The organism is Legionella micdadei (assembly GCF_000953635.1).
GTDB classification, from domain to species: domain Bacteria; phylum Pseudomonadota; class Gammaproteobacteria; order Legionellales; family Legionellaceae; genus Tatlockia; species Tatlockia micdadei.
Genome location: NZ_LN614830.1, coordinates 375,745 through 402,198, shown reverse-complemented (window position 1 = coordinate 402,198; position 26,454 = coordinate 375,745). Strand labels below are relative to the sequence as shown.

The window sequence follows — 26,454 nt, the reverse complement described above, 5'->3', positions numbered from 1 at the left end:
CGAATTATAGATCAATTTTTTCAGTTTGGCAGGAACAATTCACTCATTTCCAACCAGCATACTTGCATTTGACACAAAGTAGCTAATTTTTTAACTGCGGCAATACCTCAAGGTCTAATTCAACCCAAGCTGGTGCATGATCAGAAGGCCGCTCCCACTTTCTTGGAGCCTTATCAATCTGGGATTGATTACATAAATTAATTAAGTCCTTATTCAGGAGTACATGGTCAATCCGTAATCCCATATTGCGTCTAAATGCACCAGCGCGATAGTCCCACCAGCTAAATGTTTTTTCTTCCTGGAGAAAATGGCGAAAACTATCAACCAATCCCAGGGCGAGTAAATCATTAAATGCTTTGCGCTCAGCTGGGCTTACGAAAATACAATTTTGCCAAATCCCTGGATCGTGAACATCCCTATCGTCTGGGGCTATATTAAAATCACCAACTACAGCAACCTTTGGATGTAAACTAAGCTGCTGTTGGATATAAGCTGAAACTTTTTCTAACCACTTTAATTTATAATAATATTTTTCAGAATTTAATTCCGAGCCATTAGGTACATAGAGATTAATGAGTCGGATTCCTGCAGTTGTCGCTGCTAAAATTCGGCGTTGAGGATCTTCTAAATCAGGAATATCTGTTACCACATCCCTTATCGGATAACGACTAATTATCGCAACCCCATTATAAGTTTTTTGTCCAGCATAAGCAAAGTGGTAACCCTGCTCAACAAAAGCTTCTTCGGGAAAATTATCATCAACAATCTTTGTTTCTTGCAGGGCAAGAATATCAATTGCAGATGATTCCAACCAGGTTAAAACATGTTCGAGGCGTATTTTTAATGAGTTTACATTCCAACTAGCAAGTTTAAGCACACCAATCCCCCTCATACTCAATTATTAATGGGGCATGATCAGACCAACGGCCCTCTGTCGCAATGCTTACTTTCTTAACACTATCAATTAAGCCTGGGGTAATCACTTGATAATCAATTCGCCATCCGATATTTTTGTCTCGTGCGCTCGGGCTACGATACGTCCACCAAGTATATTGCCCTTCTTCTTGGTTAAGTAGACGAAAGGCATCGAAAAAGCCCATAGGACCGAAAAGTTTATCCATCCACGCACGTTCCTCAGGTAAAAACCCTGAATTCTTTTGGTTGCTTCGCCAATTTTTTAAATCAATTTGTTTATGAGCAATATTATAGTCACCGCAAAGGATTAACTCGCGCCCCTCATTCTTTAAACTTAGTAGATGCTTCTCAAAGCGCTCCAGAAAATCAAACTTTACCTGTTGTCTCACCTCTCCACTGGTGCCAGAAGGGAGATAAACGGAGACCACGCTTAATTTAGGGTAATCGAATTGCAAATATCGACCCTCATTATCACAAGAATCGAACCCTAATCCTTTGATAACCTTTTTTGGTGGTTGACGAGCATAAATTGCTACTCCGCTATACCCCTTCTTCTGTGCATGATAGTATTCGCAAAAATATCCTGCAGGATAAAAGACTTCGTTTAGGGTTAACTGCGAATCCTGAACTTTTGTTTCCTGAAGACAGACAAAATCTGCATTTTGCTCCTTTAGCCAATCATAAAAGCCATTACGCGAAGCGGAGCGTACGCCATTGGCATTAAAACTAATTATTTTCACAACATTTCTCATTATAAAATTCTGACCTTATCCTACTCTTAGGTAATGCTTAGGAAAATTACTAAAGATGAAAAGCTGGTTGGCCTTCTGAGAATAACTCTAAGACTTTCCTTTGGCTAGAGAAACAGCGATATCTCCTAATCGTTTTCCTAAATATTTCGCCAAAGCGATTTCGTCCATACTTAATGGATTATCATTTGCAGCACCGTCTACATGCGTGACACCGTATGGTGTTCCTCCGCTGATTGTGCTGGTTAACAATGGCTCAGTGTAAGGCAATCCGAGAATAAGCATGCCATGATGAAGTAAGGGCAACATCATACTAACCAATGTGGTTTCTTGTCCTCCATGCATTGATGAGGAAGAAGAAAAAACACAAGCAGGTTTATTGACTAAATCACCAGCCAACCACAATGGTGTGGTGTTATCTAAAAAATATTTCAGCGGAGAAGCCATATTGCCAAAGCGGGTTGGACTTCCTAACGCAAGACCATAACAATAACGCAAATCGTCTAAAGTGGCATAGGGAGCACCACTTTCTGGAATAGGCTTATCCACTGCTTCGCAAGTTGCTGACACCGGAGGAACTGTTCTTATCCTTGCTTCTATACCAGTAACAGATTCCACTCCGCGAGCAATATATTGAGCCAATTGTGCGGTCTTTCCACTTCTAGAATAATACAAAACTAAAACATAAGGTTTATCGATCATTGATTAACTCCAGGACTCTTTCTGGCGGACGCGCAATAAGCATTTGTTCACCGGAAACAACAATGGGCCTCTGTAAAAGTTGAGGATGTTTGATAATTGCTTCTAATAGGGTTTCATCATCCGCATCAGTTAATTGCAACTCCTTATAGACTGCCTCATTATGACGGACTATTGCATTAATCCCCAAGCGCTTAGCAAAATTGTGTACACACTCAAGGGAGAGAGGTTGGCGCAAATAATCAATAATTTCTACCGACGCCCCCTTCTCTTGTAATAATTGCAAGCACGCCCGGGATTTTGAGCAGCGGGGATTATGATAAATGGTTACCATGGCTGTTATTCCTAATCGAATTCGAAAAAGTTAAGTATAACTAAAAGTTTACTCTTGCACACAGGTCTTAGGCTGCCTATGCTTTCTATAAACAGTGAAAACACTATGAATAATCCAAATGTAGGTAATCACATCTTCATGAATTTGAAAGAAAAGATAATTTATAAGTTTTATGAGGGAGCGCGCTTTATTCGCTTTGTTGCAGTACATTTTATTAATGATGACTGCACGTACCGTGCGTCTGCACTTGCGTTTACAAGCTTACTCGCTGTCATTCCGCTTATGACTGTTGGATTAGCAATTCTCTCCTCTTACCCTGTTTTTCAAAATTTATCAGGGCCTGTGCAAGATTTTATTTTTGAAAATTTTGTTCCAGCTACCGGTAAAGCAGTCCAAAATTATTTGCGTCAATTTGCTTCACAAGTTTCCAACCTTTCCGTTTGGGGGGTTGCAATTTTATTCTTTACCGCACTGCTTGTTATGGTGACCATTGAACGAGCCATGAACCGAATTTGGCGAGCCCCTTCTTCACGACATGGCGTTTCGGCTTTTTTGCTCTATTGGGCTATCCTTTCGTTAGGACCAGTATTTCTTGGTTTAAGTTTAGCTGCCAGTTCTTATTTGTTCTCGATGCCATTCATCAAAGATTACCCATCACCCTCTCTTTTACTAAGCCTTACTCCCTTTATTTTATCACTGGTGGGTTTCACCTTTTTATATGTTGTCGTGCCGAATTGCCCGGTGAAAATTTCCCACGGCTTATGGGGGGGGCTGATTGCCGCAATACTTTTTGAAACAGCAAAACAAGCGTTTGCTTATTATTTAACTCAATACAACAGTTACCGCTTACTCTACGGAGCATTCGCTACTATTCCCATTTTCTTTGTTTGGGTCTACTGGCTTTGGGTTATAACGCTTTTAGGCGCTGAAATAAGCTACGCGTTCTCAGTACATCACCAGCGCCGTGTAGGCAAGCCTCTCGATGGTTTTTCCCATGCATTACTCTGGCTACAAAAGCTTTGGCAAAGCCAAAAGGAAGGGAATGGACTTAGCTTGGATGCTCTCATCAGCTCGACAACGCATCCATTCGCCATCGATATCAATGATATGATTAATACACTGAGGCGCTTAGGTTATATTCACTCCACCAGTGATGGCTTATTCATGTTAAGTAAAGATTTAAGGGAAGTAACTCTGTACTCGTTAAGTCAACATTTACCCTATCATCTCCCTACCCACAGCGATTTAGAACAACTGAATTGTCCACCACTGGATCATTGGCGATCTGTCTTTATAAGGAATGATAGGGAATTGAGGAAAACCCTATCCATTGACTTACATGAGTTATTTAGTCAAGACAACTCTGGTATCGAAAAATGAGGTCGGGACAATCCACTAGATTGCTGGGTGCAAACCGCTAATGCCTGCGATAAATTAGAGAAAACATTCTCTTCTCCAACTAACCGAATAATACCCGCCTTCTCTAACTTAGCCTTCACACGTGCATTTGCTCCAGCCAACATGACTCGCACCTGATGTTTGTGTCGCTTAATGATAAACTCTTCTAAAGCTTGTAACCCTGTGACATCGATAAACGGAACCCAACCTAACTTTATAATCAACATGTTTGGTTCAGCAGGGGTATTTGCAAGGGCTTGCTCAAAATTTTCAACAGCCCCAAAGAAAAAAGGCCCTTCCATTTTGAAAACCTGAACATTAGCTGGAACAGCATCTATTCCTAATGTTCTAAATTCATGATGCAACTCTTGATGATCAACCTGGAGCACTTCAACACTGGAAGCCATCCGCCGCAGAAAAAGCAGAGTTGCCAAAATAACACCTACATTTACTGCAACAACCAAATCAACAAATACAGTCAAACCAAATGTGATCAGTAAGACGAGTACATCTGCGCGCGGGGCACATTTGAGCATCTTCACGAAATGGCGGGCTTCGCTCATATTCCAGGCCACAACAAATAATATCGCAGCGAGAGCGGCCAACGGCACATAGACTGCTAAGGGCGCTAGGAAGATAATGATGACCAACAAAGTCAACGCATGTATTATTCCTGCAAGGGGACTAGTTCCTCCATTGCGAATGTTGGTGGCAGTGCGTGCAATAGCGCCAGTGGCAGCAAATCCCCCGAACAAAGGTGCCGCAATATTGGCAAGACCTTGACCAATTAATTCTTGATTGGAATTATGTTCTGTACCTGCCATACCATCGGCAACTACTGCTGAAAGCAAAGATTCGATTGCTCCAAGCATTGCAACAGCAAAGGCGGGGCCAATTAATTCAGTAATACGAGTGAAACTGAGTTCGGGCAATTGGAATGAGGGCAAACCTTGCGGGATACCACCAAAAGTACTCCCAATAGTTGCTACTCCATCAAACTGAAAATAAGCTTCCAAGCCTGTTGCCACGACTAAAGCCACTAAAGGTCCAGGTACACGTTTCATCCCTGGCAATCTGTGAGAAAAAACAACTAACAACAATGACAAGGCAGCTAGCGCTGTGGTGGTAGGGTTCCACTGCGGAAATACCTGTAATAAAGACCATAGCTTTTGATGAAAGTGCTCTCCTGATACTGCCGGTAACCCGAAGAAATCTTTCCATTGGCCGACCCAAATAATGATTGCAATACCCGATGTAAAACCAATGATTACCGGTGCAGGGATAAATTTAATGACCGCACCAAATCGAGCAAGCCCCAATAGAAATAGAATCACGCCAGCCATTAATGTCGCAATTTGTAATCCATCTACTCCATATTTGGCTGTGATGCCGGCAAGTAGAACAATAAAAGCCCCTGTTGGACCCGCAATCTGCAGCCGACTGCCCCCAAAAACAGACACTAAAAAACCGGCCACGATTGCTGTATAAATACCTTGCTCAGGCTTAGCTCCAGAAGCGATAGCAAATGCCATGGCTAGGGGTAGAGCCACGACCCCGACGATAACGCCAGAAACAATATTAGGTAACCAATTTTGCCGTTTTAATAGACCGACTCGATAAGCTTCAAGCAAAGCTATCATGTTTTCACCGCTTCTTAATTATTATAAGAACCCCTATTATATCCGGATAACTCCCAATAAATACACAATAACCAATAATTTTAGTCATAGTGTCTAAACTACCGTACTAGAACTGAGGTTATTTCGTGTAGACCTTAGCCTCTGGGATTCGTAATGTTAGGCCCACCAAGACCAAATTCGCATTGGGCTTATAATGTCCTTTTACACTCTCATTAGATACCGGCTCCACATTACTCCAGGTTGCATTTTGGTATTGGGTATACTGATAAGTAATTGAGAGTTCTGTATTCTCAGTGAAGCTTACCGCAGCTCCTATTTTTACTCCGCCTCCTGCTAGCCACTTATGGAAATTTCCTGTCACCCCCACATTCCCTGCGGTATTATTTGTTTTAGTAGCAAACCGATTATAGGAAACTCCAGGACCGATAAAGAAGCGAAGATTAGGATTATATTGATACCCGGGAAGTAGAAAAATCGCAAAACCATTTTCTAATTTTTCTTTAGCCCCAACCCCTTCAGATAGGAACCAATTATTGATTCTATATTGAGCTCTTCCGGTAAAAAAATCGATATCTCCTTCAATCGCTGCAGTCATTCTATCTGTAAAATGGACATCATACCCGGCAAGTAATTGGCCATGAAAACCCATATATCCACTGCGATAAGTTGCAAATGCAGGCGTTACGCTTTCCAAAGGATACAGCAACTTTTTTTTTGTATTGACTAAATTTACCCCAAGGTTAAGTCCACCATACAGAGAGGCATTTGCTGCGCACGATAATAGACAAAGAACTGACAGTAAAAGGCGTTTATTCATATCTGACCTCATTTATAAAATACCTGGAATGACAATTAGATTCGATGTTTGGGTAAGGTTTCCACGAGTTACGGTAATAGAAACAACCACCGGCTGAGGTATAGTTATATTTGAAACAATAAAGCGCCCCAATGCCCTATCCAAAGTTACAATTGCACCCGGGAAACCATTCACGGTATAGGTATCGTTAAACACAGCATTATCTAATCCTGCGTAATAGATAAATGCCGTAGTAGGATTTAACCGATTCCGTTCTGCCCTAAATAACACTGGTGCTGTTGGCGCTGTTGCCATTATCGTGAAATTATTTGCAGAAGTTGTAAAAAACGTACCACTTGCAACTTTTAAAGACGCGCCATTTGCAGCTCTAATCATGAGTCGAGCAGCCCCAGCATTAATATTGGGAACGGTAACAACGGCAGACCCGACATTAGGGACATGGGCAAGCAATACTTGAGGATAAGATAACCCACCATCCATTGATAAGAGAATATCAACAAAACCTGCACCTACCGGAGGCAGATTTGTACGAGCCACATTCCAAGTCACAGGCAATTGAGCCCCTCCTAACCACACAATACTTGGCGCTGTAGGATAAGTTAATGAAAAGGGGCCGGATGATGCGTCAGTGGTTAAAAAAGTATCAGTGTAGGTATTACAAGACCCCCCTGGGATATTTGCGCGTACGGTTGTTCTAAAATGCAGTGTTCGACTCACGGAGGGTAACACTTCCCAAGTAAATGGCCCATTATTCGCAAGCGCCGATAAACTTGGAAAGAATCGTGTGGAGGATTGAGAGGGAACAACACTTCTAAAATTAGGACCACCAAACGAATAACTCACAGGCGGTTGCTGTGAGATTTCATTATCCATCTGTTCCCATGTATAAGTGAGTATATTATTACCCCCATTATTTGTTGCAAAAGTAGTCAACGCAAAAGGGGTATTTGCCGGTATGACAGCAAATCCAGTTGTTCCAAGAATGGTTGGGGCAGAAGGGATAAGCGACTTCTCCGCGCAAACACCCCCTTCCTCCGATACAAAAAGTCCCATCTCCTGCAAACTAATCCCATGGAAGTAAGAATTAGAGTTAGGCTGAACATTTGGAGGGCAAATGCCTGCATAGCTCATAATAGTACTGCCGCTTCCCGGTTCAACAGCAGTTGGAGGATTCCTTTCACAGTTATTGTTTTGAGTGTGATTAGCATTGAACTGATGGCCCATTTCATGGGAAACAAAATCAACATCAAAGGGATCACCAATTGGACTATCGCTTCCTGTTACGCCTTGTGCTTTTTTTTCATCGTCACAAACACAACCAAGTGTAGCAAGACCACTACCTGCAGCATCAACGACATGGCCTATATCGTAATTATTTGTGCCAATCACCGCATCAATGTTGGATTGATTTTCTCCCAACATTAAACGGGGGTTTCCGCTTGTGTAAGGTTCAGTGTTGGGATCGGTATAGATGATTGCATCATCATTGGGGATTAACTCCATCGTTATTGCCATATCGGTTTCATAGATCCCATTTACGCGATTCATAGTCGTCACTATCGCTGCAAGAGCCAGTGGAACAGTTCCGCCATGAAACTGAGTGTACTCAGCTGTGGCTGCCATAGCTAGACGGTATTTTTTAAGCTCGCAAGCATTAAAATTAGCAAAATGCTTAAACTGGTAAAGTTTTTTAATTGGTTTGCCTTGGCTCGTAACTTCACATTTTATTTTTTGTGTACTGATAAAATTCCTTTGCTTATAGACGAGATAATATTGCGCATTATCTTTTTCTAAAGGATCAATAAACACAGTATCTTTCCCAGGATTCAAAATCATGGCGTGGAATCCTTGTGGAGTGATATCGAATTTCACAAATTCATTTGATTTACCTGTACCATACCCATCATAAGTTCGAATTTCCGGGTATTTTTCTGCTAGAGTTGGATGCATCGTGCTGTTCTCAACGACACGAAATTGATGCAGGGTTCCGTCTGGCAATGGAAGCTCAATGAAAACGGGGGTACCGGCTCTTAAACCCGCACGATGAGGCACATTCTCCAATGCTTGAGAAAGTCGATTGATATTAATCTCGACAGTACGATAATGCTTCGCTTGAATTAGGCGCTTTCCTCCTGATGGAACTGATTCACGCTTAACATCTTTAATAATATTGCTAATGACTTTGTAGTTTTGAGCAGCAGCCAAAGAGGAAAAAGCTAATATAAAGACAACAATAAACATCCTTATCATATTTTCTGTTGTTCCCTCAAAAAACGAAGCCGTCACTTTAACAAGTTCATTGAGTATTTGGCAATATCAAAACTAACTAAGCAGAAACAAATCTATTCAATTTGTTAAGCTCAGTGATTACGTAATATTTGCTTAACCTTCGATTGATATAATTTGTTCATATTGCAATCTATTCGGATTTATTATGATCACACTTGAAGAGCAACTTCAGCATTTGGCCCGCCTACAAGCCCTAATGGATAAAAGCTCAGAAACTAATCGAGCTATTCTAGTTGCTGATGAAGCAGAAAAAATCGAACAACAGTTGTCTTCTTTTAGCCGCTATCCTGAAATAGAGCTACGCTGGCTAAATTTCCATCTTAAAAATCTTGAGGTAGACGACTCTGGAAAAGCTGCATACGAGGAAAGAGAAGCAAAAATTGAACATGAAGGCTATGCTCTTTTTGCTCTTCGATGCGAGGATTGTATAAAGAAGTTTGTGGATGAACATAAGCAACAAATTAAAGAAAAAGCTGAATTAAACAAGTTAATTAAAGATCAACAACAATCTATTTTTAGCCAATGCCTAACCAAAGCAACTCAAAATTACCTTCATAGGTATAAGAGCAATCCTGGCAAGCCCTTTTCTACACAAGATATCTTATCTCAGGCAATGGCCATCTATCAGCAAAAAATGTATAAAGAAGCACTGATAGAATTTGAGGTGATAAGCTTTATTCAATGTTATGCCCGCTTTAAAGGTTTCCCAGGCCAATACATTAGTGAACAACAAGAGATAGAAGATATTTTAAATATGCATGAGGCATTTCTTGGAAACGGGTATGTTCTAACAACAAAAAAACAGAAAATACCTTATGATCTCACTCAATTTAGAACGAGAAAATTTGCTAATTTTTATGATTCACTTGGTGAGCTGGATGAGTTAACACCAGAGATTTTTAAAAATAAAGCATCCGAATTTATACAAGCAAATAGCAGTTTCAAAAGCAATGATACAATTACCAGCATCATGTATTTTCATTTCAAAGGTGAATTCGGTTTATTTACCACCCATATGGCTCCTGTATTTGCCGCAACAAACCAATTTGCTGAATTGTCTTTGCCGGCAATTTCAACTGTTCCTACCACAGATAAGAAGATTATCCGCTTGAGGCAAATTGTAGAAGAATATCAGCGAGACCTAACCAATCTTGAAGAAGAAGAAAGAACAACTTACCCTGATAGAAAACCTGAGGCTATTATAAAACGAAGAGATGCCTTAGAGACAATTGTTGCCTTTGCCAATCAACACGAAAAGCTTTCACCATTAATGATCTCCGTCATAAGAAATGCAGTCGATGAAATTGAAAGAAACGAGCCAACATGGTTCGAAAAATCACGATGTGAGCAAATATTGGATATATGTACTTTGGGTTTTTCTCTATTCTTAAGGTGGTGCTTTACCTCCCAGCAGAATTCAGCGAGAGAGCGGTTGCATCAAGTAGCTAAAGGTGAAATACCCGAAGATGAAAATCCAGAGGATGGCAGCCCAGACAAGAAGGATGCCCCGGGTAATTGAGCCTAGGGTTGCTCTGTTAAGTTCTCCTTACCTCCGAATAACCAAATAAATTAGGCTCAGAAGAATAAGTGCAATGAAGCTTCGTATATAGGGAGCTGTTGTTTTATCTTTATAAAGTACGGTGAAGTAAGCTATTGGATGACGATAGAGAATACTACGGATAATTTTTTTACTCGCATGAACAGCTTTCCCTTCCAATGGGTATTCATGTATTCGCACGCTGGGCCCATCGTTTGCTTCGATGATTACGCCATGTGATTTTTCAATCGGTATATTAATATCGACGCATTGCACATCAAACCCAACCAATTTTAGGCCTAACTCTGCAGCCGCGCGTATAAATAGCTTCCTATTCTCCTTACATATATTTTTGTCTATTGACTTATAAGTACCACCCCGTGTTGCATTACAAGTGTAACACAAGCTAACACACTCCTCTTTTTTCGGAATGTAGTTTAGATCGAGGCCAAGCTCGGCGAGCTTAATTTGGCATTCTTCATCGATGCCGATTGGACCTAGTGTATTGCTTATTTTAGGACGTTGAATATTAGCTAAATCAATAAGCTCTTGCAGAGTATGTACACCATCACCCATCACATGCGCCGGATACCGTTGAATGACACCGAGGATACGCCCGTTGAAGACCAAAACTCGATAAGAATTCAGATTACCATGGAATTCTTCAATCGATATGAATTCATAATCAGCAATATTATCATCGATGTATTTTTTTAATTGCGCTAGTGTTTGGATGTTACATAATACATCTTGGCCTAATTTACCTGCTTGGGGCTTAGCAACCAAGGGGAAATTTAACTGGGCTATTTTTTCTTCGAGCAATCCGTCTTGGTATTCCGAAATGTGAATAAAGGTGGCTTTAGGGACAGGGAATCCGCCTTTTTCAAGCAACTTATTCATCGTGTACTTATTTCTAGATACATGGATACAACTGCAATCGTTTAGTGGCGTTCCGCTACCACAAAAGTAATAATTTTGCTTTCCAAGTTTTATCCTAAACCCTTCGATTTGAGCTATTCCTTCTACCGGTATATGGAATTTTTTGGCGCTTTCGTAATAGCATCGTGCATTTTTATTCATTTGATCGTTATTCAAGAAAAAACTCCCCATGCGTTCTGGAAAGATATAGATATTCTAAATAAATTTTTGCGTATAATTTGCTGATATCGAAAATTGTCACTGCGTACTAGGGTTTTCTCGCAATAATAGCCACTCCTTCTCGGCCATCATATTGGGCTTTTTCAGGTAAATCTTTGCGCGCGTACAATTCAGCTTTTTCAACTATAAAACCAACGCGCTCGACTTCTCTGGATAAAATTTTATCATCTAAAAAATGGAGTCTATCTGGAACATAACGATTAATGGGTTCTTCGACAAGCGTTTTTAGGTTAGTAAAATAACCTGGCCATTGCTCATTATCTTTAATTCTTTGTTCGTAGATTGGAATAATTGATTTGTACAGCGCTCGATAAGGAGGTGAGGCGAGAATAAACAATTTCGCGCCTGATTTAAGCCAAAGAAATAATTTCTGAATCCCTTCCTGTAATGCAGGAGGTTCCAAATAACCAAGCATACGGGAGACGTAACAACCAGCGATACTTTCAGGAGCCAAATTTAACTCATAGGGAAATTCCCCGGGGAGTAAAGTTAGGCGCCCGCGGCAATCCTCTGGTGTACGGTTGTATAAAATTTGTAGATGGCGGGGTTCAATATCATTTGCAATGATTGTAGCCCCTGCTTTTAAAGCAGCGATTGTAACAAAACCATAAGCAGCGCCAAGCTCGAGTATCGGTGATTTTTGTTGTACCGCAAATTCAATAAATTGTTTAGCGTAATCGTCAAGATAACTTGATACTGGTCCCCTTTTGTTTAAAGTCATTACCAAATGTTCAGAGATTGGGTCAGGCATTTTTAAATCATTGTTTTTTGATTTATCCATAATAATTTTCTGCCCTCTTTTTAAGGGTTCTCATTAAAGACTTAAAGATCTTCCTTCCCTGGAATAAGAAGGCCTACAGAATCTTAATTCAATATAGCTAATCGCTAACAGGCTCTCGATGATTTTATAAAATATAACGTGCCCAATCCTCATCATCTGCCAATTTTCCTAAGTGAGTATCGACATAAGACGCATCCACATGTACTGTTTGACCCGCTTTATCTGTGGCTTCGAAAGAGATGACTTCTAACAAACGCTCCATCACAGTATAGAGACGGCGGGCACCAATATTTTCAGTACGCTCGTTCACTTTCCACGCAACTTCTGCAATGCGCCTAATACCTGTCTCAGCAAAGGTTAAATGTAAACCCTCAGTTGCCATTAACGCCGCGTATTGTTCAGTCAATGAAGCACTCGGTTCAGTTAGTATACGCACAAAATCTTCGACACTTAGTGCAGATAATTCAACACGAATCGGTAATCGCCCTTGCAACTCAGCAATCAAATCAGATGGTTTAGCAACATGGAATGCTCCCGAGGCGATAAATAGAATATGATCTGTCTTAATCATGCCGTATTTGGTTGAAACTGTAGTCCCTTCAACCAACGGTAAGAGATCCCGCTGTACACCCTCACGGGAAACGTCGCCACCACCCCCAGTCTCGGCGCGTTTAGCCACTTTATCCAACTCATCAATAAAAACTATCCCGTTTTGTTCAATGTTTTCAATAGCGCGAAGCTTAGTGTCTTCTTCATTAATTAACTTGGCAGCTTCTTCTTCACGTAGAATTTTCATCGCTTTAGCAACAGTTAATCGACGAGTCTTAGTCCGTCCGCTGCCAACTTGCTGAAACATTGCCTGCAACTGGCTAGTCATTTCTTCCATGCCAGGAGGTGCCATAATTTCTACACCCACTGCATTTGCAGCAACCTCAATTTCGATTTCATTATCATTTAGCGCTCCTTCCCGCAACTGCTTGCGGAAAACCTGGCGTGTCGAGCTTTCTTTCTCACTGGGCGTTAAGCTGCCTCTTGCTGGTGGCAATAAGGCATCTAAAACACGCTCTTCAGCAGCATCTTCAGCCAAATTGGCAACTTTCTTCATTGCGCGTTCACGCTCTTGCTTGACAGCAATATCAGCGAGATCACGGATTATTGAATCCACATCACGCCCGACGTAGCCTACCTCAGTAAACTTAGTGGCTTCCACTTTAACAAAGGGGGCTTGAGCGAGCTTTGCCAATCTTCTAGCGATCTCGGTTTTACCGACTCCTGTCGGCCCAATCATTAAAATATTTTTGGGCATAATTTCGTTGCGAAGTGCAGAATCTTTAATTTGCATTCGCCGCCAACGGTTACGCAAAGCAATAGCAACCGCACGTTTAGCATCGTCCTGACCAATAATGTGCTTATCCAATTCTTGCACGATCTCTCTTGGAGTCATCATTGTATTATTCACTGTCAGTATCCAATTCTTCGATAGTTAAATTATGGTTTGTATAAATACAGATGTCAGCAGCAATATTCAAACTTTTGCGCACAACATCATGGGCGGAGAGGTCAGTATTTTCCACTAAGGCGCGGGCTGCAGACTGAGCAAAAGGACCTCCAGAACCAATGGCAATTAATCCTTCCTCAGGCTCAATTACATCGCCATTTCCCGTAATAATAAGCGAAGCTTTACGATCGGCCACTGCTAAAAGTGCTTCTAAGCGCCGTAAGATTTTATCCGTGCGCCAATCTTTGGCTAATTCCACCGCTGCACGCACTAAATGGCCTTGGTGCATTTCTAGCTTCTTTTCAAATCGTTCAAATAATGTGAACGCATCCGCTGTGCCCCCAGCAAAACCAGCAATGACATTGTCTTTATACAGGCGTCTAACTTTGCGCGCATTACTTTTCATCACTGTGTTACCCATGCTGACTTGTCCGTCACCACCGATAACCACCTTATTCCCCCGTCTTACAGACAAGATAGTTGTACCTCGATATTGTTCCAAAGTGCATCCCCATTACAGATTGAGATTCTTAGATGGGGGTAAGAAAAAAAAAATCAATGGATGGGCAAAATTATTTTAGCAGGGCGCTCAAGCTCTGGAGCAAGTGTAGCCTCAACCTGCAGTACCTGAAGGAGTTATCCAATTTATGAAACAGGTTGGCATTTATTACAAATTCCTCTTAACTCAATAGCTCCCTGCCCAAGATGAAATTGATTCTCCTGTGATATTTTCTGCACTAAATCATGCATGGTTTGATCATATAATTCATTAACCTGATGACAATCATTGCAAACCATCAGCACTTCGGAGGAATGATGCTTTTCAGGCTCGTGACAAAGTGTATAGGATTGGATAGACTCAATTTTATGGACCACTCCATAATCAACAAAATAATCGAGTACACGATAAACAGTTGGCGGTTTGGCATTTTGCTTAATTTGCAATAACCTATCTAAAATCTCATACGCTTTAAGCGGTTTTGCTGTACTCCATAAAATATATAAAACGCTTCTGCGCAAAGAAGTTAGCCTAAGATCGATAGCCAAACAATAATTCAAAAATAAGGTTGGATAGTTCATTTTTGATGCTGACTAAGTGTTATATTCACTCATAAATGCCACTCCATGCAATAAGGGAGTAATTTTTAGATATTCTGCCAAACTTTGGCCAATATCAGCGAAGCTATCACGGCGACCAATAAAACGGCTATTGATTTTAGGTCCAAAAACAAGAACGGGCACGTGCTCTCGAGTATGATCTGTTCCCGAAAAAGTGGGATCACAGCCGTGATCTGCAGTAATAACCACTATATCATCCGGTTGAAGAAGTTCAAATAATTCGGGGAGACGGCGGTCAAACTGTTCGAGTGCATGAGCATAACCAACAACATCACGACGATGTCCGTAAGAAGAATCAAAATCAACAAAATTAGTGAAAATTAAGCTTCCTTCAGGGGCGGTGTTCAACGCTTTTAATGTTGCATCAAACAAGGCATGGTTTCCGTCTGCCTTAATTGTTTGAGTAACCCCTTGATGAGCGAAGATATCCGCAATTTTACCTATCGCGATAACTTCACGGCCTGCTTCTTTTAGTAAATCTAATAAAGTCGGAGCAGGTGGTAGAGTAGCATAGTCTCGACGATTACCCGTGCGTTTAAAACTGCCTGGCTTACCAATAAAAGGTCTCGCTATAACCCGACCAATTTGGTACTCATCCACCAACTTGCGGGCAATCTCACAGATTTCATAGAGCCGGTTTAAACCAAAACTTTCTTCATGCGCAGCAATCTGGAACACACTGTCTGCCGAGGTATAAACAATAGGTTTTCCTGATTTAATATGTTCTTCACCCAGTTCCTCAATAATTGTTGTTCCAGAAGCATGCTTTTCGCCTAACACACCAGGTAAATTTGCTTGCTTAATGAACGTATCAATTAATTTTTTGGGAAAACAATTCGCTTGATCGGGGAAATATCCCCAATCAAAAGTTACAGGGACTCCCGCAAGTTCCCAATGGCCACTGGGAGTATCTTTACCTAAACTTTGCTCAACAGCATAACCATAATAACCACTCGGCTCTTCAATTGTAGATAAATCCACCAATCGAACGCCTGAGCTTGCAAGAGCAGTATGATATAATCCTAATCGGGTTAGGTTTGGAATGTTTAAAGGCCCCTCACGCAAGCCTTCTTTATTGGCTAATCCATCGCTGCAAGCTTGATGGATGTGAGCAAAGGTATCGGCGCCCTCGTCACCATAACGATATGCATCAAGACTAGCTCCAATCCCCATGGAATCCATCACTAAAATACAAACCCTTCCTAACATTCTTTCTTCATTCCTCTGCTTGTGCATGGCGGCAATAGGTCTCTCTTAAACCAAACAATACCAATAAAGCAACAATTAATCCGATAGGAAAAATTAAAGCGGCATACTGATAATCGCCTAAAGAATACACCGGCACACCACCTAACATTCTCATTTCGCCGTGCTGCATTAACAAGAAACTAAATAAAACTTGATAAACCACACAACCACCTTGAGTCAAAATCGATACGACGCTCACAGCAGATGCAGTCATCATTGGTGAACTGCTTTCTGCGACTAAAGCATAGCTAATCACTTGGGCTGCAGTAAAAAAACCTAAGAGAAAGAATAAAACCTTCATAACCGGTAAGGAAACAGGAACAAATAAGATTGACAACATTGTTAGTAAGGAAGCCAAAACTCCTACCTTCATAGGCAGAATGCGTAACCCTAGTTTATCTGAGCACCAACCAATAATTGGTCCACCGATGATTGCCCCCAAAAATAACATTGAATTGACTACTGCAGCATCTTCCTTTGACACTCCCATTTTCTGCATTAAATAGAGTGATCCCATCATCGCACCGTATACAGCGATCGCCATGTTCATTAGGCTTGTATAAAGTGCTGCTCGTAAAGTTTGAGGATTTAAATACGCTTTTTTGGCTGTAGCCAGCAAACTTATCCTTTTTACTGCGCTTTGATTTTTGCCCTGCGCCCGGTCAATGATGCCAAAATACATCACAACCAACATGATTGTCCCAAGCCAACCCACTTGCACTAAAGCTTCACGCCAACCGATTTGTGCAACTAATTTGGTTAAAGGATACTGCGCTATCATACCGCCTGTCATAGCTATTGTCACAATCACTCCAGTGACCAATGCCATGCGTTGGGGAGGGAACCACCGAGAAGCAAGGCGAATAGGGCCAAGAAAACAAAAAGCGCTGCCGATACCTGTCATAAAACGGCAGAATAAAGCTAAATAGAACGATTGTGCCTGTGCCAATATAAAAGTGCTTAACACACAGAGCAGCATGGCTATTAGAATTGTTTTTTTAGCAGAAAACCGATCAAGGACAAAGCCGGCAACAAAAAGAAAAATAACATTAGAGACATAATAAATGCTTGACAAATAAGCCATTTTGTCAGCCTGCACGTGAAAATCTTGCATAATATTATCGGCAATTGATGCAAACATATTGCCTTGGATAAACTCATAAAAGAAAAATAACGATGCACTAAAACAAACCAACCACGGCAATAAAAAATTCTCAACCTGTTCGCTCGTTTTATATTCTTCCACCATCCGCATAAAGGCCCCTCAGTACAAACGTTTGCAGTAAGTCTCACGTGTTAATAAAACCGCTAGCAATGCTGCTACAGCGGCCAAAGGAAAAATCCACATCGCATATTGAAAATCAGTTACCGTATAGTTTTGAGATATAACCCCTGCATGTTGCTGCATTAACAAACCGAAGAGCACCTGTCCTATACCTCCTCCTCCCATAATTAGTACGGAGGCCATGCCTGTGGCGGCTCCTGTATTGTCTGATGAATTACTTTCTGCAATTAACGGGTAACTTATTACTTGTGTACTAGTAAAAAATCCAAGAGCAAAGAAAAGGACACTTAACTGAGTTTGTGACAAATCAAGATCCATAAACAATGGAATGACAGTGGCTAAGGTAGCAATAGCGCCCAAGATCATTAAAGGCTTACGCCGCCCTTGAGCATCAGATAACCACCCCACTAAGGGACAACCAATAATGCTACCAATGAAAATCAAGCTTACAACATTGCTTGCGATCATTTCGGGAAGATGATGGACAACTTGCAAATAACTCGCCCCCCATAGTGCGCAAAGCACCATAATGGGCAAATTTAATAAAGAGGTATAAAAACCTGCAAGCCAGTTTTGTGGATTGGCAAGGGATTGCAAAAAACTTGCAAGTACAGCTGGTTGAGCGGAGCTTTCCTTTGTTAATGCATGACTTGGCTTATCCTGGACAACCCAATAAATCCAAATTAATAAAACAGTACCAACAGCACCATCAATAAGCAAAGATCTACGCCAACCATAATATTCATTAAGATGGGCAAACGGAGTATGTGCCATCATACCCCCCAGAAAAGCCATCGTTACGAGTAAACCAATTACTAAAGCCTGACGGCGAGGAGGAAACCACCGCGAAACCAAGACAACGCAAGAGAGAAAACAAAATGCATTACCAATACCCGAAAGAAAATGAAAAAAGCAAGCTAAAGCAAACGAGTTGGTCAGACCAAACCCTATTGTGCCAACAACACAAACAAACATCGCTGTAAGAATGACTTTTCGTGTTGAAAACCGATCAAGGATAATTCCTGCAGGCAAAAGGAACAGGATATCGGCCCATAAGTAAGTGCTCGACATCCAGCTTAGTTGTGCTGCGTCTAAATGAAAGTCCTCACGTAAGGGTTGATTAATTACATCAAAAATATTGAGTTGAAAAAATTCATAGAAGAAAAACAACCCAGCAGACAAACAAACTACCCATGCCATTAAATCACCTCGAGGCAAAATTGAGCTCGAATCCATCGCGAGAGAGTCTGACAAGATAGCTCCTTAGCACAGGGTTGTGAAAATTGCGGCGCATTGTATCAAAATTCACATTCAATTGGTATCTTAATTGAACAATTACTTCACATTTAATATCCTGAACTTTTTCACTATCAGATAGCATCAAAATGGGAACACTCACACTTTGTAACTGGACAAATTGTTTGAAAGTAAGTCAACAAATTGAAATATATTACCTCTTCCCCATAGAAATCACGTCAACACCTACACAAGCAGAAAACTCACTTAGCACTCGCTCGTCTTTTGATCTGAGTAGCTATAAAGTAATGCGCTATCCCAAATATCTGGTACACCTTTTAGCATGTATTCTGCTGAAAGATTTAAATAAAGCTTAGTCACTTTATCGAAAGGGTTTTTTTCCAATACTGATTTAAATTTAACGCATGCTTCAGCAAATTTCTTACCTTGAAATAATTCTATCCCGTGCTCAAAATCTTGTTTCATTGATAGCTTCATCTCGCTATTAGGATCAGTTGCCGCAACCATTACTTCAGAGATGGAGATATTTTGCTTTTTTCCTTTCAGATATACCCCGCCTAAAAAGCGCCTATTCTCAAGGACGAAATCTTTATCCTTTAATGTATTAATAAATTCTTCGCTGGCGACAATCCTCAGATCATATATCCCTGCAAGATCTTGTAAACGTGATGCAACATTTACGGCATCCGAAATAACAGTCCCCTGCATGCGATTTTCGACACCGACAATACCTAACATTAACATGCCAACGTGCAAACCAACTCCAGTAACCACCGGGTAATATTTCTCACTTTTGTGATCTTCGTTGAATTTAGCAACAGCCAATTGCATGTCTAAAGCAGCGTGTAAAGCATCATCAGCCGTTTGGAACAAGGCAATTACTGCATCACCTATATATTTATCAATAAAACCATTATTGCTTTGAATAGTTGGCTCAACATAGTTTAAGTATTCATTGATAAAGTTGTAATTCTCTTCCGGGCTAAAGCTTTCAGAAATGGTTGTAAAATTGCGAATGTCAACAAATAATATACTCATTTCGCGCTCAATATGGTCACCCAACTGAACCTCTGAAATTTCCTTTTTGGATAAGCACTGTAAAAATTGCTTTGGAACAAACTTTTCAAAAACTTCGGCTTGCTTTAAAGTGCATTCCAATAAGTTGTATTCCTGCAAGCCTTTAGCAACAGTCAATAAAAAATCACTTTCACTCCAAGGTTTTGTAATATATCGATATAAATTAGCCTTATTTATTGCTCTAATTGCTGATTCAAGCGACGCCTGACCCGTTAACAGAATTTTGATGATTTTTGGATGGGATTCTTGTACTTCCACTAAAAACTGATCCCCTGACATACCAGGCATTATTTGATCCGATATCACCATAATGACACTATAACCCTCAGCATTTAGCTGATTGATTAATTCAAGTGCTTCATCGGCACTTTCACAAAACTCGTATTCGTACTGATCGCCAAAATGGCGTTGCAGCTGACGATTGAGTGAATCAAGAATAATTTTTTCATCATCAACACAAATAATTACAGGTTTTTTAAAGGAAGTATTATTCATTTTTCATGCGTTCCTTTTATAGGCAAAATAATTCGAAATAAGGTTCCTGTTTCTTGTGTATCTACTTCTATTCTCCCGCTGTGCTTTGTCACTATTTCATTCGATATATATAAACCAAGTCCTGTTCCTTCCCCTTTTGGTTTTGTTGTGTAATAGGCTTCAAAAATTCGCGGTAATACATCAGCTTGTATACCAGGACCATTATCTTCAAATTCGACTTTGACGTGATTCTCATCAAATAATTTTAAACGGATAATAATCTGCCCTTTACCTTTCATCGCTTCAATTGCGTTATTAACCATATTTAACCACACTTGATTAAGCCGTTCAGCAACACACTCGATAGATGGGATTGGATCAAATTCTTTAATAATGGTAATACCGTGTTTAAGCCGATTGTTAAGAATAATTAAAGTAGTCGTGATATCTTCTTCTAAATTTGTCTTGACGAATTCGCCCTGATCAGAGCGTGAAAACAATTTGAGCGCCTTGACTAAGTGCAGAATTTTTTGAATGGCAATTTTAATATCCCGAGTATGAATTCGCGTCATACCTAACATAAACAATGAATCAAAAATAACAGGGCTTATCGATGATTTTAATAATGGGATAACTTTTTCAATCTGATCACTTTTAAATCCAATTGTTGCCAAGTTCTTACTTGTCATCCTCGCGTTTGCGATATCGTTTTCCATCAAGATTTTTTCTATCCCAGAGGCAATATTTCGAATTTCCATAGTACCGTATTCGTGTGGAATTTCGGGAATACTACTGCAAACCTCAAAATAATTTGTCCTTAAATCGACTTCAATTGAATCGACAATCTTGATTAATGTGTTTAATAGTTGGAGGTAATCGGTATTAATCTCCTCAATTGCGCTTGCAATAGCACCTGCCGGAGTGTTTATTTCATGACTTATTCCTGCAATCAATTGGCCAATTCCTGCCATTTTCTCTGATTGAACCAATTGCGCTTTTGAACGTTGTAGTTGAACAAGCGATTCTTCCAGTTCCTGGTTGACTGATTTCAACTTCTCACGCATCAACTTTGTCATTTTGGCGCGATAATATGTCATATAACCCATCACATTCGAAAATACCAAAATTGTCATTGCACTTAAAACATTTGGTATAAGACCTGTTCCTAAATTAACATGAAAACCAAATAACATGCTCCCAGTAAGTGCCCCTAAAACATTCGCTATAAAACTCTGCAGCCCAAGCCAAAGACCTCGCACACTCAGGTTTGCCATCATTGTCATACTGACCGCAGTAAAAGAAGGCCAAAAAGCGTAATCGAGGTAAGCAATCCATAAGCCGAGAAGGTAGGAATCAATAAATAACATTCTCAGTTCTAGTGGTTTAGGCCGCTTACTGCGCATGGACATAAATAAGGCAAAATGAGGCCAAATAATTCCCTCCAAAGCAGCGAATATCAGTGGGATACTGATTGGCCTTCCTCGTTCAATCAGGGTAGTGATAAAAGTAATACAGGCGAAAAAATGCCCAGAAAAACGAGGGACATAATTTAGCATTACAATAGGATGCAGTTTTTTTGTTTTCTCAATTTCCACCATGATATTTTCTAGATCCCGCAACCTTCATTAATAATCGGTTTAAGACAACCTATGATTTTAAGTTACATGGTCTTATTATTATAGTTGAAGTAGAGAAAGTGATTATCGAGCTTTTATATGCTCTAAATCAAAGACCTAATAACAATCAAGGATAACGACATGATTCCTGTAAAAGGATATGCAGCTGAAGCAGCCAAATCCCCTTTAAAACCTTACTCTTTCGCACGTCGGGATATAGGTGAATACGATGTCCTCATTGATATTAAATACTGTGGAATTTGCCATTCTGACATTCATCAAGTAAGGGATGAATGGGGCGGGTCACTTTTCCCAATGGTTCCTGGGCATGAAATTGTTGGTATAGTCGATAAAGTTGGGCACAAAGTGACCCAATTCAAAACTGGTGATAAAGTAGGAGTAGGGTGTTTTGTCGATTCTTGCCGTCGCTGTATCAATTGTAAGGCAGATCTCGAGCAATATTGTGATGAAGGTGCGACATTAACTTACAATTGCATGGAACGTGACGGCACTCGCCTTACTCAAGGAGGCTATTCCACTAAAATCGTCGTTGATGAAAACTACGTGCTTCGCCTTCCTGGAAATTTGCCTTTGGATGCCAGTGCTCCTTTATTGTGTGCCGGAATTACTCTTTATTCCCCGCTAAAGCATTGGCACGTGGGCCCTGGTAAAAAAATTGCCATTGTCGGTTTAGGCGGCTTAGGGCATATGGGCGTTAAAATTGCTCATGCTATGAAGGCGGATGTAACGGTACTAAGTCACTCCCTGAAAAAAGAAGCCGATGCGAAGCGCATGGGGGCTAATCATTTTTATGCAACTTCCGACAGTAACACATTTACTCAACTCGCCCGAACCTTTGATTTAATTATTTGTACCGTTTCCTCTGGCATCGATTGGAACCAATACCTTAGTTTATTAAAACGTGATGGAACGATGGTGGTAGTAGGGATCCCTGAAGATAATGTGCCAATCAATGCTTTTTCTTTGATTAAAAATCGTCTTAGTATTGGCGGTTCGCTGATCGGCGGCATAAAAGAAACCCAAGAAATGCTCGATTTTTGCGGTAAACATGATATTGCTGCTGATATTGAGCTTATCCCCATTCAGAAAGTAAATGAAGCCTATGAACGCGTGTTAAAAAGCGACGTGCGCTATCGCTTTGTGATTGATATTGCTTCCTTGTAGGGGTTTGTCCTTCAACTGCCCGATATTCCCCACACAATTTTTATGCTATAAAATTCGCATTTAAATTTTAAGGATAGTCGGGGATGAAATATCGTCCAGACGTTGATGGCTTACGGGCAGTTGCTATTCTATTTGTTTTATTTTTCCACAGCGGTCTGAAGCTATTCCCCTCTGGTTTCGTTGGCGTTGATTTATTTTTTGTTATTTCTGGATTTTTAATCACCAGCATTATTCATGAGTCTATTCAAAACAACCATTTTTCATTCATCGAGTTTTATAACCGACGGTTATGGCGTCTACAACCAGTTTTTATTTGTTTATTAGTGGTTGTCACCCTTCTCGCTTTACTTTTCTATTTACCTGATGATTTAGTGCAATACGCTAAGAGTGCGCGAAAAACGTCAATTTTCACCTCGAACAGTTATTTTTCCCGGGTTACCACTGGTTATTTTGCAGCAGACAGCAATCAATTGCCTTTATTGCATACTTGGTCTTTATCGATTGAGTGGCAATGTTATTTCATTTTGCCCGTGGTTATTTATTTACTCAATAAGGGAGTTGCGAAACGCCACTTAAGCAAAATCATTTTTGGGCTTACACTGCTTTTTTTAGCCCTGGCCCTTTATTTCTCTGCTCACAATGCCGCTAAAACGTACTATCAATTTTCAAGCCGTATTTTTGAATTCTTGATAGGTTCTTGCGTAGCTTTAATACCACGACAAATCCCCTTAAACAAAATCGTCTTAAATTTAATTAATCTGCTTGCACTGCTAGCCTTATTTTATGTCGCAACACGCACTCATATCAGTTTTGGTTTCCCCAATGGGTATGCCCTGCTTCTTTGTGTCGCTGCTGGTACCTTAATTGCAACAGGCAACCATCCCCAGTCCCTCGTGACTAAATGCCTTGCCACTAAGCCTCTCGTCTTTATAGGTTTAATATCTTATTCCCTCTACATTTGGCATTGGCCTGTTTTTGCTTTTATTCATTATTTAGTCATAGGCAATACGAATTTAATCATTTTTTCGGCCTTTTGTATCAGCTTTATTTTGGCTTACCTTTCTTGGCGATTTATTGAAAAACCAGCCCGTAAATTTAAGCATCTTAAATTTCGATATAGTCTTATCTATTTATTATTATTGCCGATTGTGCTGATTCATGGGGCTGCTCATCTCATCAAAAAAAATGCGGGGCTTCCCGAGCGATTTAATGAGGAAGTGGTAAGAATTTATGAACAACTGAATCAATCTAATAGTGTTCAACGACCCTTATGTATTGGCAAACATAATATTGATATCAATTCCCAGTGCATTCTCGGTGCAAAAAATATTGACAGTAAAAAAGGCTTTATGATTGGGGATTCTTATTCGAATCATTATTGGGGATTCATGGATACTTTAGCAAAAGACGCTAATCTTTCGATTCTTGCCCAAGCCACCTCTTCGTGTCTTACGTTGCCTGGAATCTTTCTCTATGATTGGTGGTCATTTAAAAATGACGTATATCAGGAATGCTATGAACAAACGACACGGTATTATGACATGATTAAAGCCAATCATTACGATTTTGTGATCATAGGCCAAACCTGGAAAAATTATTTAGGTCATAACATCATTAATCAATTGCGTGATAACTCTTCACCTGAATTAACAAAAAAGCGAATCACCGCTGCATTAGATAATGCTTTGCAAATCATCACGAACTCCGGCGCTAAGCCTGTTTTGATTAAAGCAACCGCTTCAACCACTGAGAACCTTCGCGATTGTTTTTTCCAACACGTTAAGCAACGAAAAGCCTATGATCCAAACCAATGCGATTTTAATTTACAAATTAATGCCGAATTATGGCTCAACGATTTGTTCGAGGAAATGCAGAAGAAATATCCGCAATTGATCGTTATTGATCCTAAAATAATACAGTGTGCACAAGGCCGCTGTAAAGCTGATATCAATGGAGTGCCTGTATTTCGCGACATCGGTCATATTACTGATTATGCTTCTTATCAACTCGGAAAACTTTATTTGCAACGGTACGAAAATCCGCTTACAAATAAGGGTTAGTTGAAATCAATTCCTCAACTAACCCTTGCATGCATGGTTAATCCTCATCGTGACATTTTTTATATTTCTCAGACATCTTTTCTTCAAAGTCTTGTATCTTCTTTTGCAATTGGGCTTTTTGCGTGTCGTTTAGAATGCCCATAATTTGATTTGTGGCTGCAATTTTGGCTTTCATTATGTCACCAATCAGCTTTGTTTTTTGATCAACTAGGTTATCAACGGTGGATTGGTCCATGTTACCAGACGTAACTTGCTGGCTAATTTGCTTCCTTAAGCTATCCATTTGCCCGGCTTTATCAGACACCGTTGATTTTAGTTGATCCAAAATAGGTTTGATTTTTGCCTTTTGTGAATCATCAAGATTTAATGATTCAACTAAGTCTTTAATTCCTTTTCCACAATCTGAAGAATCGGCAAAAGAAATTTGCCCAAGCACTAAAGCAAAGAAAAAGACAATCATCCCTAAAATTTTCTTATTCATGATAAACCTTCCTTAGTTAATTTGGTCCGTAGCTAAGTATAGACAATAAATTAACGTGCAGAAGGAATTATTTTAAATTGATTAGACGGGATTTTAAGAAGGCATAAAATTTCAAGCAAAGGATAAACTCTGCTAGGCAGTATGAATTTTTAAGGACAGGAACTGAACATCCTTTATTTCTTTTTAGATGCAAATTTTCGTGATTTATTGCTTTCGCTCACAGTTGTTCTTGGATGAGTTTTTGCATATTTTTCAGTAACATATCTTCCTGTACCTGCATCACGATATCTAGTCATCGCTCTCTCCTTCTATACACCCTAAAGTATAGCACTTGTCTTCTTACCGCGTTTGCTAGCCTTTTCGGTACAAACCAATCAATTCTGTACTGCCTAGGATATGTCCTTTCATTGCTTGCATTACTGCCTGTTTGCCAACACCACTGGGTAAATTTAAAGTACTGTCTAGGGCATATAATTTAAAGTGATAATGATGCACTCCACTCGGCGGACAGGGTCCACGATAACCCAAACTACCCCAACTATTTTTACCATCAAGCGCGCCCTCAGGTTTGACACTTCCTTCAGGTAACTGCTTCACTGCTGCGGGAATATTAAATAGTACCCAGTGATCCCAGGTTCCACCAGGTGCATCAGGATCGTCCACAATTAAAACATAAGAGCGAGTTTGTGCGGATGAGTCTTGCCATGCTAAAGGGGGGGAGCTATCAAGACCATCACAAGTGTATTGGCTAGGAATCATGGTATTTGAAATAAAAGCAGTGCTTTCTAATGACAAACTCATAGCAAACTCCTTCTCGCCTATGGGTTATTTTAGAAT

Annotated in this window: 24 protein-coding genes; 4 read left to right on the top strand and 20 right to left on the bottom strand. The window is 40.2% G+C overall.

The features are described 5' to 3' along the window. Positions 1 to 82 precede the first annotated feature (82 nt). The 4 genes from xth to arsC form a co-directional block, all read right to left on the bottom strand. Positions 83 to 877, bottom strand: coding sequence for an exodeoxyribonuclease III (xth, locus tag LMI_RS01825; protein ID WP_045098283.1), 795 nt, complete (start codon positions 875 to 877; stop codon positions 83 to 85). Then, positions 870 to 1,655: an exodeoxyribonuclease III gene (locus LMI_RS01820; RefSeq protein WP_045100504.1), complete on the bottom strand. Its 786-nt coding sequence runs from the start codon at positions 1,653 to 1,655 to the stop codon at positions 870 to 872. The genes xth and LMI_RS01820 overlap by 8 nt, the downstream gene beginning before the upstream one ends. A gap of 99 nt (positions 1,656 to 1,754) precedes the next feature. Beyond that, positions 1,755 to 2,363, bottom strand: a complete 609-nt coding sequence (wrbA, locus tag LMI_RS01815) for an NAD(P)H:quinone oxidoreductase (protein WP_102010574.1) — start codon at positions 2,361 to 2,363, stop codon at positions 1,755 to 1,757. Continuing rightward, entirely contained in the window at positions 2,356 to 2,697 is a 342-nt protein-coding gene (gene arsC, locus LMI_RS01810; RefSeq protein WP_052679410.1) for an arsenate reductase (glutaredoxin), read from the bottom strand. The genes wrbA and arsC overlap by 8 nt, the downstream gene beginning before the upstream one ends. 138 nt (positions 2,698 to 2,835) lie before the next feature. Between arsC and LMI_RS01805 the strand changes: the two genes are divergently transcribed. Further along, positions 2,836 to 4,077 (top strand): YihY family inner membrane protein, encoded by a 1,242-nt coding sequence (locus tag LMI_RS01805; protein ID WP_045100503.1) that lies wholly within the window; start codon positions 2,836 to 2,838, stop codon positions 4,075 to 4,077. On the opposite strand, the gene LMI_RS01800 is transcribed toward LMI_RS01805, so the two are convergent. The 3 genes from LMI_RS01800 to LMI_RS01790 form a co-directional block, all read right to left on the bottom strand. Continuing rightward, positions 4,050 to 5,735: a SulP family inorganic anion transporter gene (locus LMI_RS01800; protein WP_045098280.1), complete on the bottom strand. Its 1,686-nt coding sequence runs from the start codon at positions 5,733 to 5,735 to the stop codon at positions 4,050 to 4,052. The two genes, LMI_RS01805 and LMI_RS01800, sit on opposite strands and share 28 nt — an antisense overlap. A 118-nt stretch (positions 5,736 to 5,853) precedes the next feature. Further along, positions 5,854 to 6,552 (bottom strand): outer membrane protein, encoded by a 699-nt coding sequence (locus tag LMI_RS01795; protein WP_045098279.1) that lies wholly within the window; start codon positions 6,550 to 6,552, stop codon positions 5,854 to 5,856. Between the two features lie 12 nt (positions 6,553 to 6,564). After that, positions 6,565 to 8,802 carry a reprolysin-like metallopeptidase gene (locus LMI_RS01790; protein WP_045098278.1) on the bottom strand — a complete coding sequence of 746 codons (2,238 nt, stop codon included), beginning with the start codon at positions 8,800 to 8,802 and terminating at the stop codon, positions 6,565 to 6,567. A 184-nt stretch (positions 8,803 to 8,986) separates the two neighbouring features. On the opposite strand from LMI_RS01790, the gene LMI_RS01785 reads away from it, so the two are divergent. Next, positions 8,987 to 10,360, top strand: a complete 1,374-nt coding sequence (locus tag LMI_RS01785; RefSeq protein ID WP_045098277.1) for a hypothetical protein — start codon at positions 8,987 to 8,989, stop codon at positions 10,358 to 10,360. 27 nt (positions 10,361 to 10,387) lie between these two features. On the opposite strand, the gene LMI_RS01780 is transcribed toward LMI_RS01785, so the two are convergent. The 10 genes from LMI_RS01780 to LMI_RS01735 all read right to left on the bottom strand — a co-directional run bounded on the left by LMI_RS01780 (position 10,388) and on the right by LMI_RS01735 (position 21,873). After that, positions 10,388 to 11,473, bottom strand: a complete 1,086-nt coding sequence (locus tag LMI_RS01780) for a UDP-N-acetylmuramyl peptide synthase (protein WP_231852201.1) — start codon at positions 11,471 to 11,473, stop codon at positions 10,388 to 10,390. Between the two features lie 91 nt (positions 11,474 to 11,564). After that, a complete protein-coding gene (locus tag LMI_RS01775) occupies positions 11,565 to 12,317 on the bottom strand; it encodes a class I SAM-dependent methyltransferase (protein WP_045098276.1) in 753 nt (250 codons plus the stop codon). Between the two features lie 124 nt (positions 12,318 to 12,441). Next, positions 12,442 to 13,764 carry an ATP-dependent protease ATPase subunit HslU gene (gene hslU, locus LMI_RS01770; RefSeq protein ID WP_231852198.1) on the bottom strand — a complete coding sequence of 441 codons (1,323 nt, stop codon included), beginning with the start codon at positions 13,762 to 13,764 and terminating at the stop codon, positions 12,442 to 12,444. Positions 13,765 to 13,768: 4 nt separating this feature from the next. Continuing rightward, complete coding sequence (hslV, locus tag LMI_RS01765; RefSeq protein ID WP_045098275.1) at positions 13,769 to 14,317, bottom strand: ATP-dependent protease subunit HslV; 549 nt, start codon at positions 14,315 to 14,317, stop codon at positions 13,769 to 13,771. 143 nt (positions 14,318 to 14,460) lie between these two features. Continuing rightward, positions 14,461 to 14,895: a Fur family transcriptional regulator gene (locus LMI_RS01760; protein WP_045098274.1), complete on the bottom strand. Its 435-nt coding sequence runs from the start codon at positions 14,893 to 14,895 to the stop codon at positions 14,461 to 14,463. 12 nt (positions 14,896 to 14,907) lie between these two features. Then, positions 14,908 to 16,143, bottom strand: a complete 1,236-nt coding sequence (locus LMI_RS01755; protein WP_045098273.1) for a phosphopentomutase — start codon at positions 16,141 to 16,143, stop codon at positions 14,908 to 14,910. Positions 16,144 to 16,150: 7 nt separating this feature from the next. Then, positions 16,151 to 17,437 (bottom strand): MFS transporter, encoded by a 1,287-nt coding sequence (locus LMI_RS01750; RefSeq protein WP_045098272.1) that lies wholly within the window; start codon positions 17,435 to 17,437, stop codon positions 16,151 to 16,153. Positions 17,438 to 17,446: 9 nt separating this feature from the next. Continuing rightward, the gene (locus LMI_RS01745) at positions 17,447 to 18,721 is read right to left on the bottom strand and encodes an MFS transporter (RefSeq protein WP_045098271.1); all 1,275 of its coding nucleotides are present in this window, start codon (positions 18,719 to 18,721) and stop codon (positions 17,447 to 17,449) included. Positions 18,722 to 18,970: 249 nt separating this feature from the next. Next, a complete protein-coding gene (locus LMI_RS01740; RefSeq protein WP_045098270.1) occupies positions 18,971 to 20,296 on the bottom strand; it encodes an adenylate/guanylate cyclase domain-containing protein in 1,326 nt (441 codons plus the stop codon). Beyond that, the gene (locus LMI_RS01735; RefSeq protein WP_045098269.1) at positions 20,293 to 21,873 is read right to left on the bottom strand and encodes an ATP-binding protein; all 1,581 of its coding nucleotides are present in this window, start codon (positions 21,871 to 21,873) and stop codon (positions 20,293 to 20,295) included. The genes LMI_RS01740 and LMI_RS01735 overlap by 4 nt, the downstream gene beginning before the upstream one ends. Before the next feature lie 159 nt (positions 21,874 to 22,032). Here LMI_RS01735 and LMI_RS01730 point away from each other — a divergent pair, with 159 nt between their 5' ends. Both LMI_RS01730 and LMI_RS01725 read left to right on the top strand, forming a co-directional pair. Beyond that, the gene (locus LMI_RS01730) at positions 22,033 to 23,076 is read left to right on the top strand and encodes an NAD(P)-dependent alcohol dehydrogenase (protein WP_045098268.1); all 1,044 of its coding nucleotides are present in this window, start codon (positions 22,033 to 22,035) and stop codon (positions 23,074 to 23,076) included. An 83-nt stretch (positions 23,077 to 23,159) separates the two neighbouring features. Next, the gene (locus LMI_RS01725; RefSeq protein ID WP_045098267.1) at positions 23,160 to 25,136 is read left to right on the top strand and encodes an acyltransferase family protein; all 1,977 of its coding nucleotides are present in this window, start codon (positions 23,160 to 23,162) and stop codon (positions 25,134 to 25,136) included. A gap of 37 nt (positions 25,137 to 25,173) precedes the next feature. On the opposite strand, the gene LMI_RS01720 is transcribed toward LMI_RS01725, so the two are convergent. The 3 genes from LMI_RS01720 to LMI_RS01710 all read right to left on the bottom strand — a co-directional run bounded on the left by LMI_RS01720 (position 25,174) and on the right by LMI_RS01710 (position 26,418). Continuing rightward, positions 25,174 to 25,617, bottom strand: coding sequence for a Spy/CpxP family protein refolding chaperone (locus tag LMI_RS01720; protein WP_045098266.1), 444 nt, complete (start codon positions 25,615 to 25,617; stop codon positions 25,174 to 25,176). Positions 25,618 to 25,790: 173 nt separating this feature from the next. Beyond that, the gene (locus LMI_RS01715; protein WP_045098265.1) at positions 25,791 to 25,913 is read right to left on the bottom strand and encodes a hypothetical protein; all 123 of its coding nucleotides are present in this window, start codon (positions 25,911 to 25,913) and stop codon (positions 25,791 to 25,793) included. A gap of 55 nt (positions 25,914 to 25,968) precedes the next feature. Further along, complete coding sequence (locus LMI_RS01710; RefSeq protein ID WP_082050685.1) at positions 25,969 to 26,418, bottom strand: YbhB/YbcL family Raf kinase inhibitor-like protein; 450 nt, start codon at positions 26,416 to 26,418, stop codon at positions 25,969 to 25,971. Between the last annotated feature and the right edge of the window lie 36 nt (positions 26,419 to 26,454).

Bases quoted from the DNA above. Each gene is read 5' to 3' on its own strand.
- arsC (WP_052679410.1), bottom strand. From the start codon at position 2,697: ATGGTAACCATTTATCATAATCCCCGCTGCTCAAAATCCCGGGCGTGC.
- LMI_RS01805 (WP_045100503.1), top strand. From the start codon at position 2,836: ATGAATTTGAAAGAAAAGATAATTTATAAGTTTTATGAGGGAGCGCGC.
- LMI_RS01800 (WP_045098280.1), bottom strand. From the start codon at position 5,735: ATGATAGCTTTGCTTGAAGCTTATCGAGTCGGTCTATTAAAACGGCAA.
- LMI_RS01795 (WP_045098279.1), bottom strand. From the start codon at position 6,552: ATGAATAAACGCCTTTTACTGTCAGTTCTTTGTCTATTATCGTGCGCA.
- LMI_RS01790 (WP_045098278.1), bottom strand. From the start codon at position 8,802: ATGATAAGGATGTTTATTGTTGTCTTTATATTAGCTTTTTCCTCTTTG.
- LMI_RS01785 (WP_045098277.1), top strand. From the start codon at position 8,987: ATGATCACACTTGAAGAGCAACTTCAGCATTTGGCCCGCCTACAAGCC.
- LMI_RS01775 (WP_045098276.1), bottom strand. From the start codon at position 12,317: ATGGATAAATCAAAAAACAATGATTTAAAAATGCCTGACCCAATCTCT.
- hslU (WP_231852198.1), bottom strand. From the start codon at position 13,764: ATGATGACTCCAAGAGAGATCGTGCAAGAATTGGATAAGCACATTATT.
- LMI_RS01760 (WP_045098274.1), bottom strand. From the start codon at position 14,895: ATGAACTATCCAACCTTATTTTTGAATTATTGTTTGGCTATCGATCTT.
- LMI_RS01755 (WP_045098273.1), bottom strand. From the start codon at position 16,143: ATGTTAGGAAGGGTTTGTATTTTAGTGATGGATTCCATGGGGATTGGA.
- LMI_RS01750 (WP_045098272.1), bottom strand. From the start codon at position 17,437: ATGCGGATGGTGGAAGAATATAAAACGAGCGAACAGGTTGAGAATTTT.
- LMI_RS01740 (WP_045098270.1), bottom strand. From the start codon at position 20,296: ATGAATAATACTTCCTTTAAAAAACCTGTAATTATTTGTGTTGATGAT.
- LMI_RS01735 (WP_045098269.1), bottom strand. From the start codon at position 21,873: ATGGTGGAAATTGAGAAAACAAAAAAACTGCATCCTATTGTAATGCTA.
- LMI_RS01730 (WP_045098268.1), top strand. From the start codon at position 22,033: ATGATTCCTGTAAAAGGATATGCAGCTGAAGCAGCCAAATCCCCTTTA.
- LMI_RS01725 (WP_045098267.1), top strand. From the start codon at position 23,160: ATGAAATATCGTCCAGACGTTGATGGCTTACGGGCAGTTGCTATTCTA.
- LMI_RS01720 (WP_045098266.1), bottom strand. From the start codon at position 25,617: ATGAATAAGAAAATTTTAGGGATGATTGTCTTTTTCTTTGCTTTAGTG.
- LMI_RS01715 (WP_045098265.1), bottom strand. From the start codon at position 25,913: ATGACTAGATATCGTGATGCAGGTACAGGAAGATATGTTACTGAAAAA.
- LMI_RS01710 (WP_082050685.1), bottom strand. From the start codon at position 26,418: ATGAGTTTGTCATTAGAAAGCACTGCTTTTATTTCAAATACCATGATT.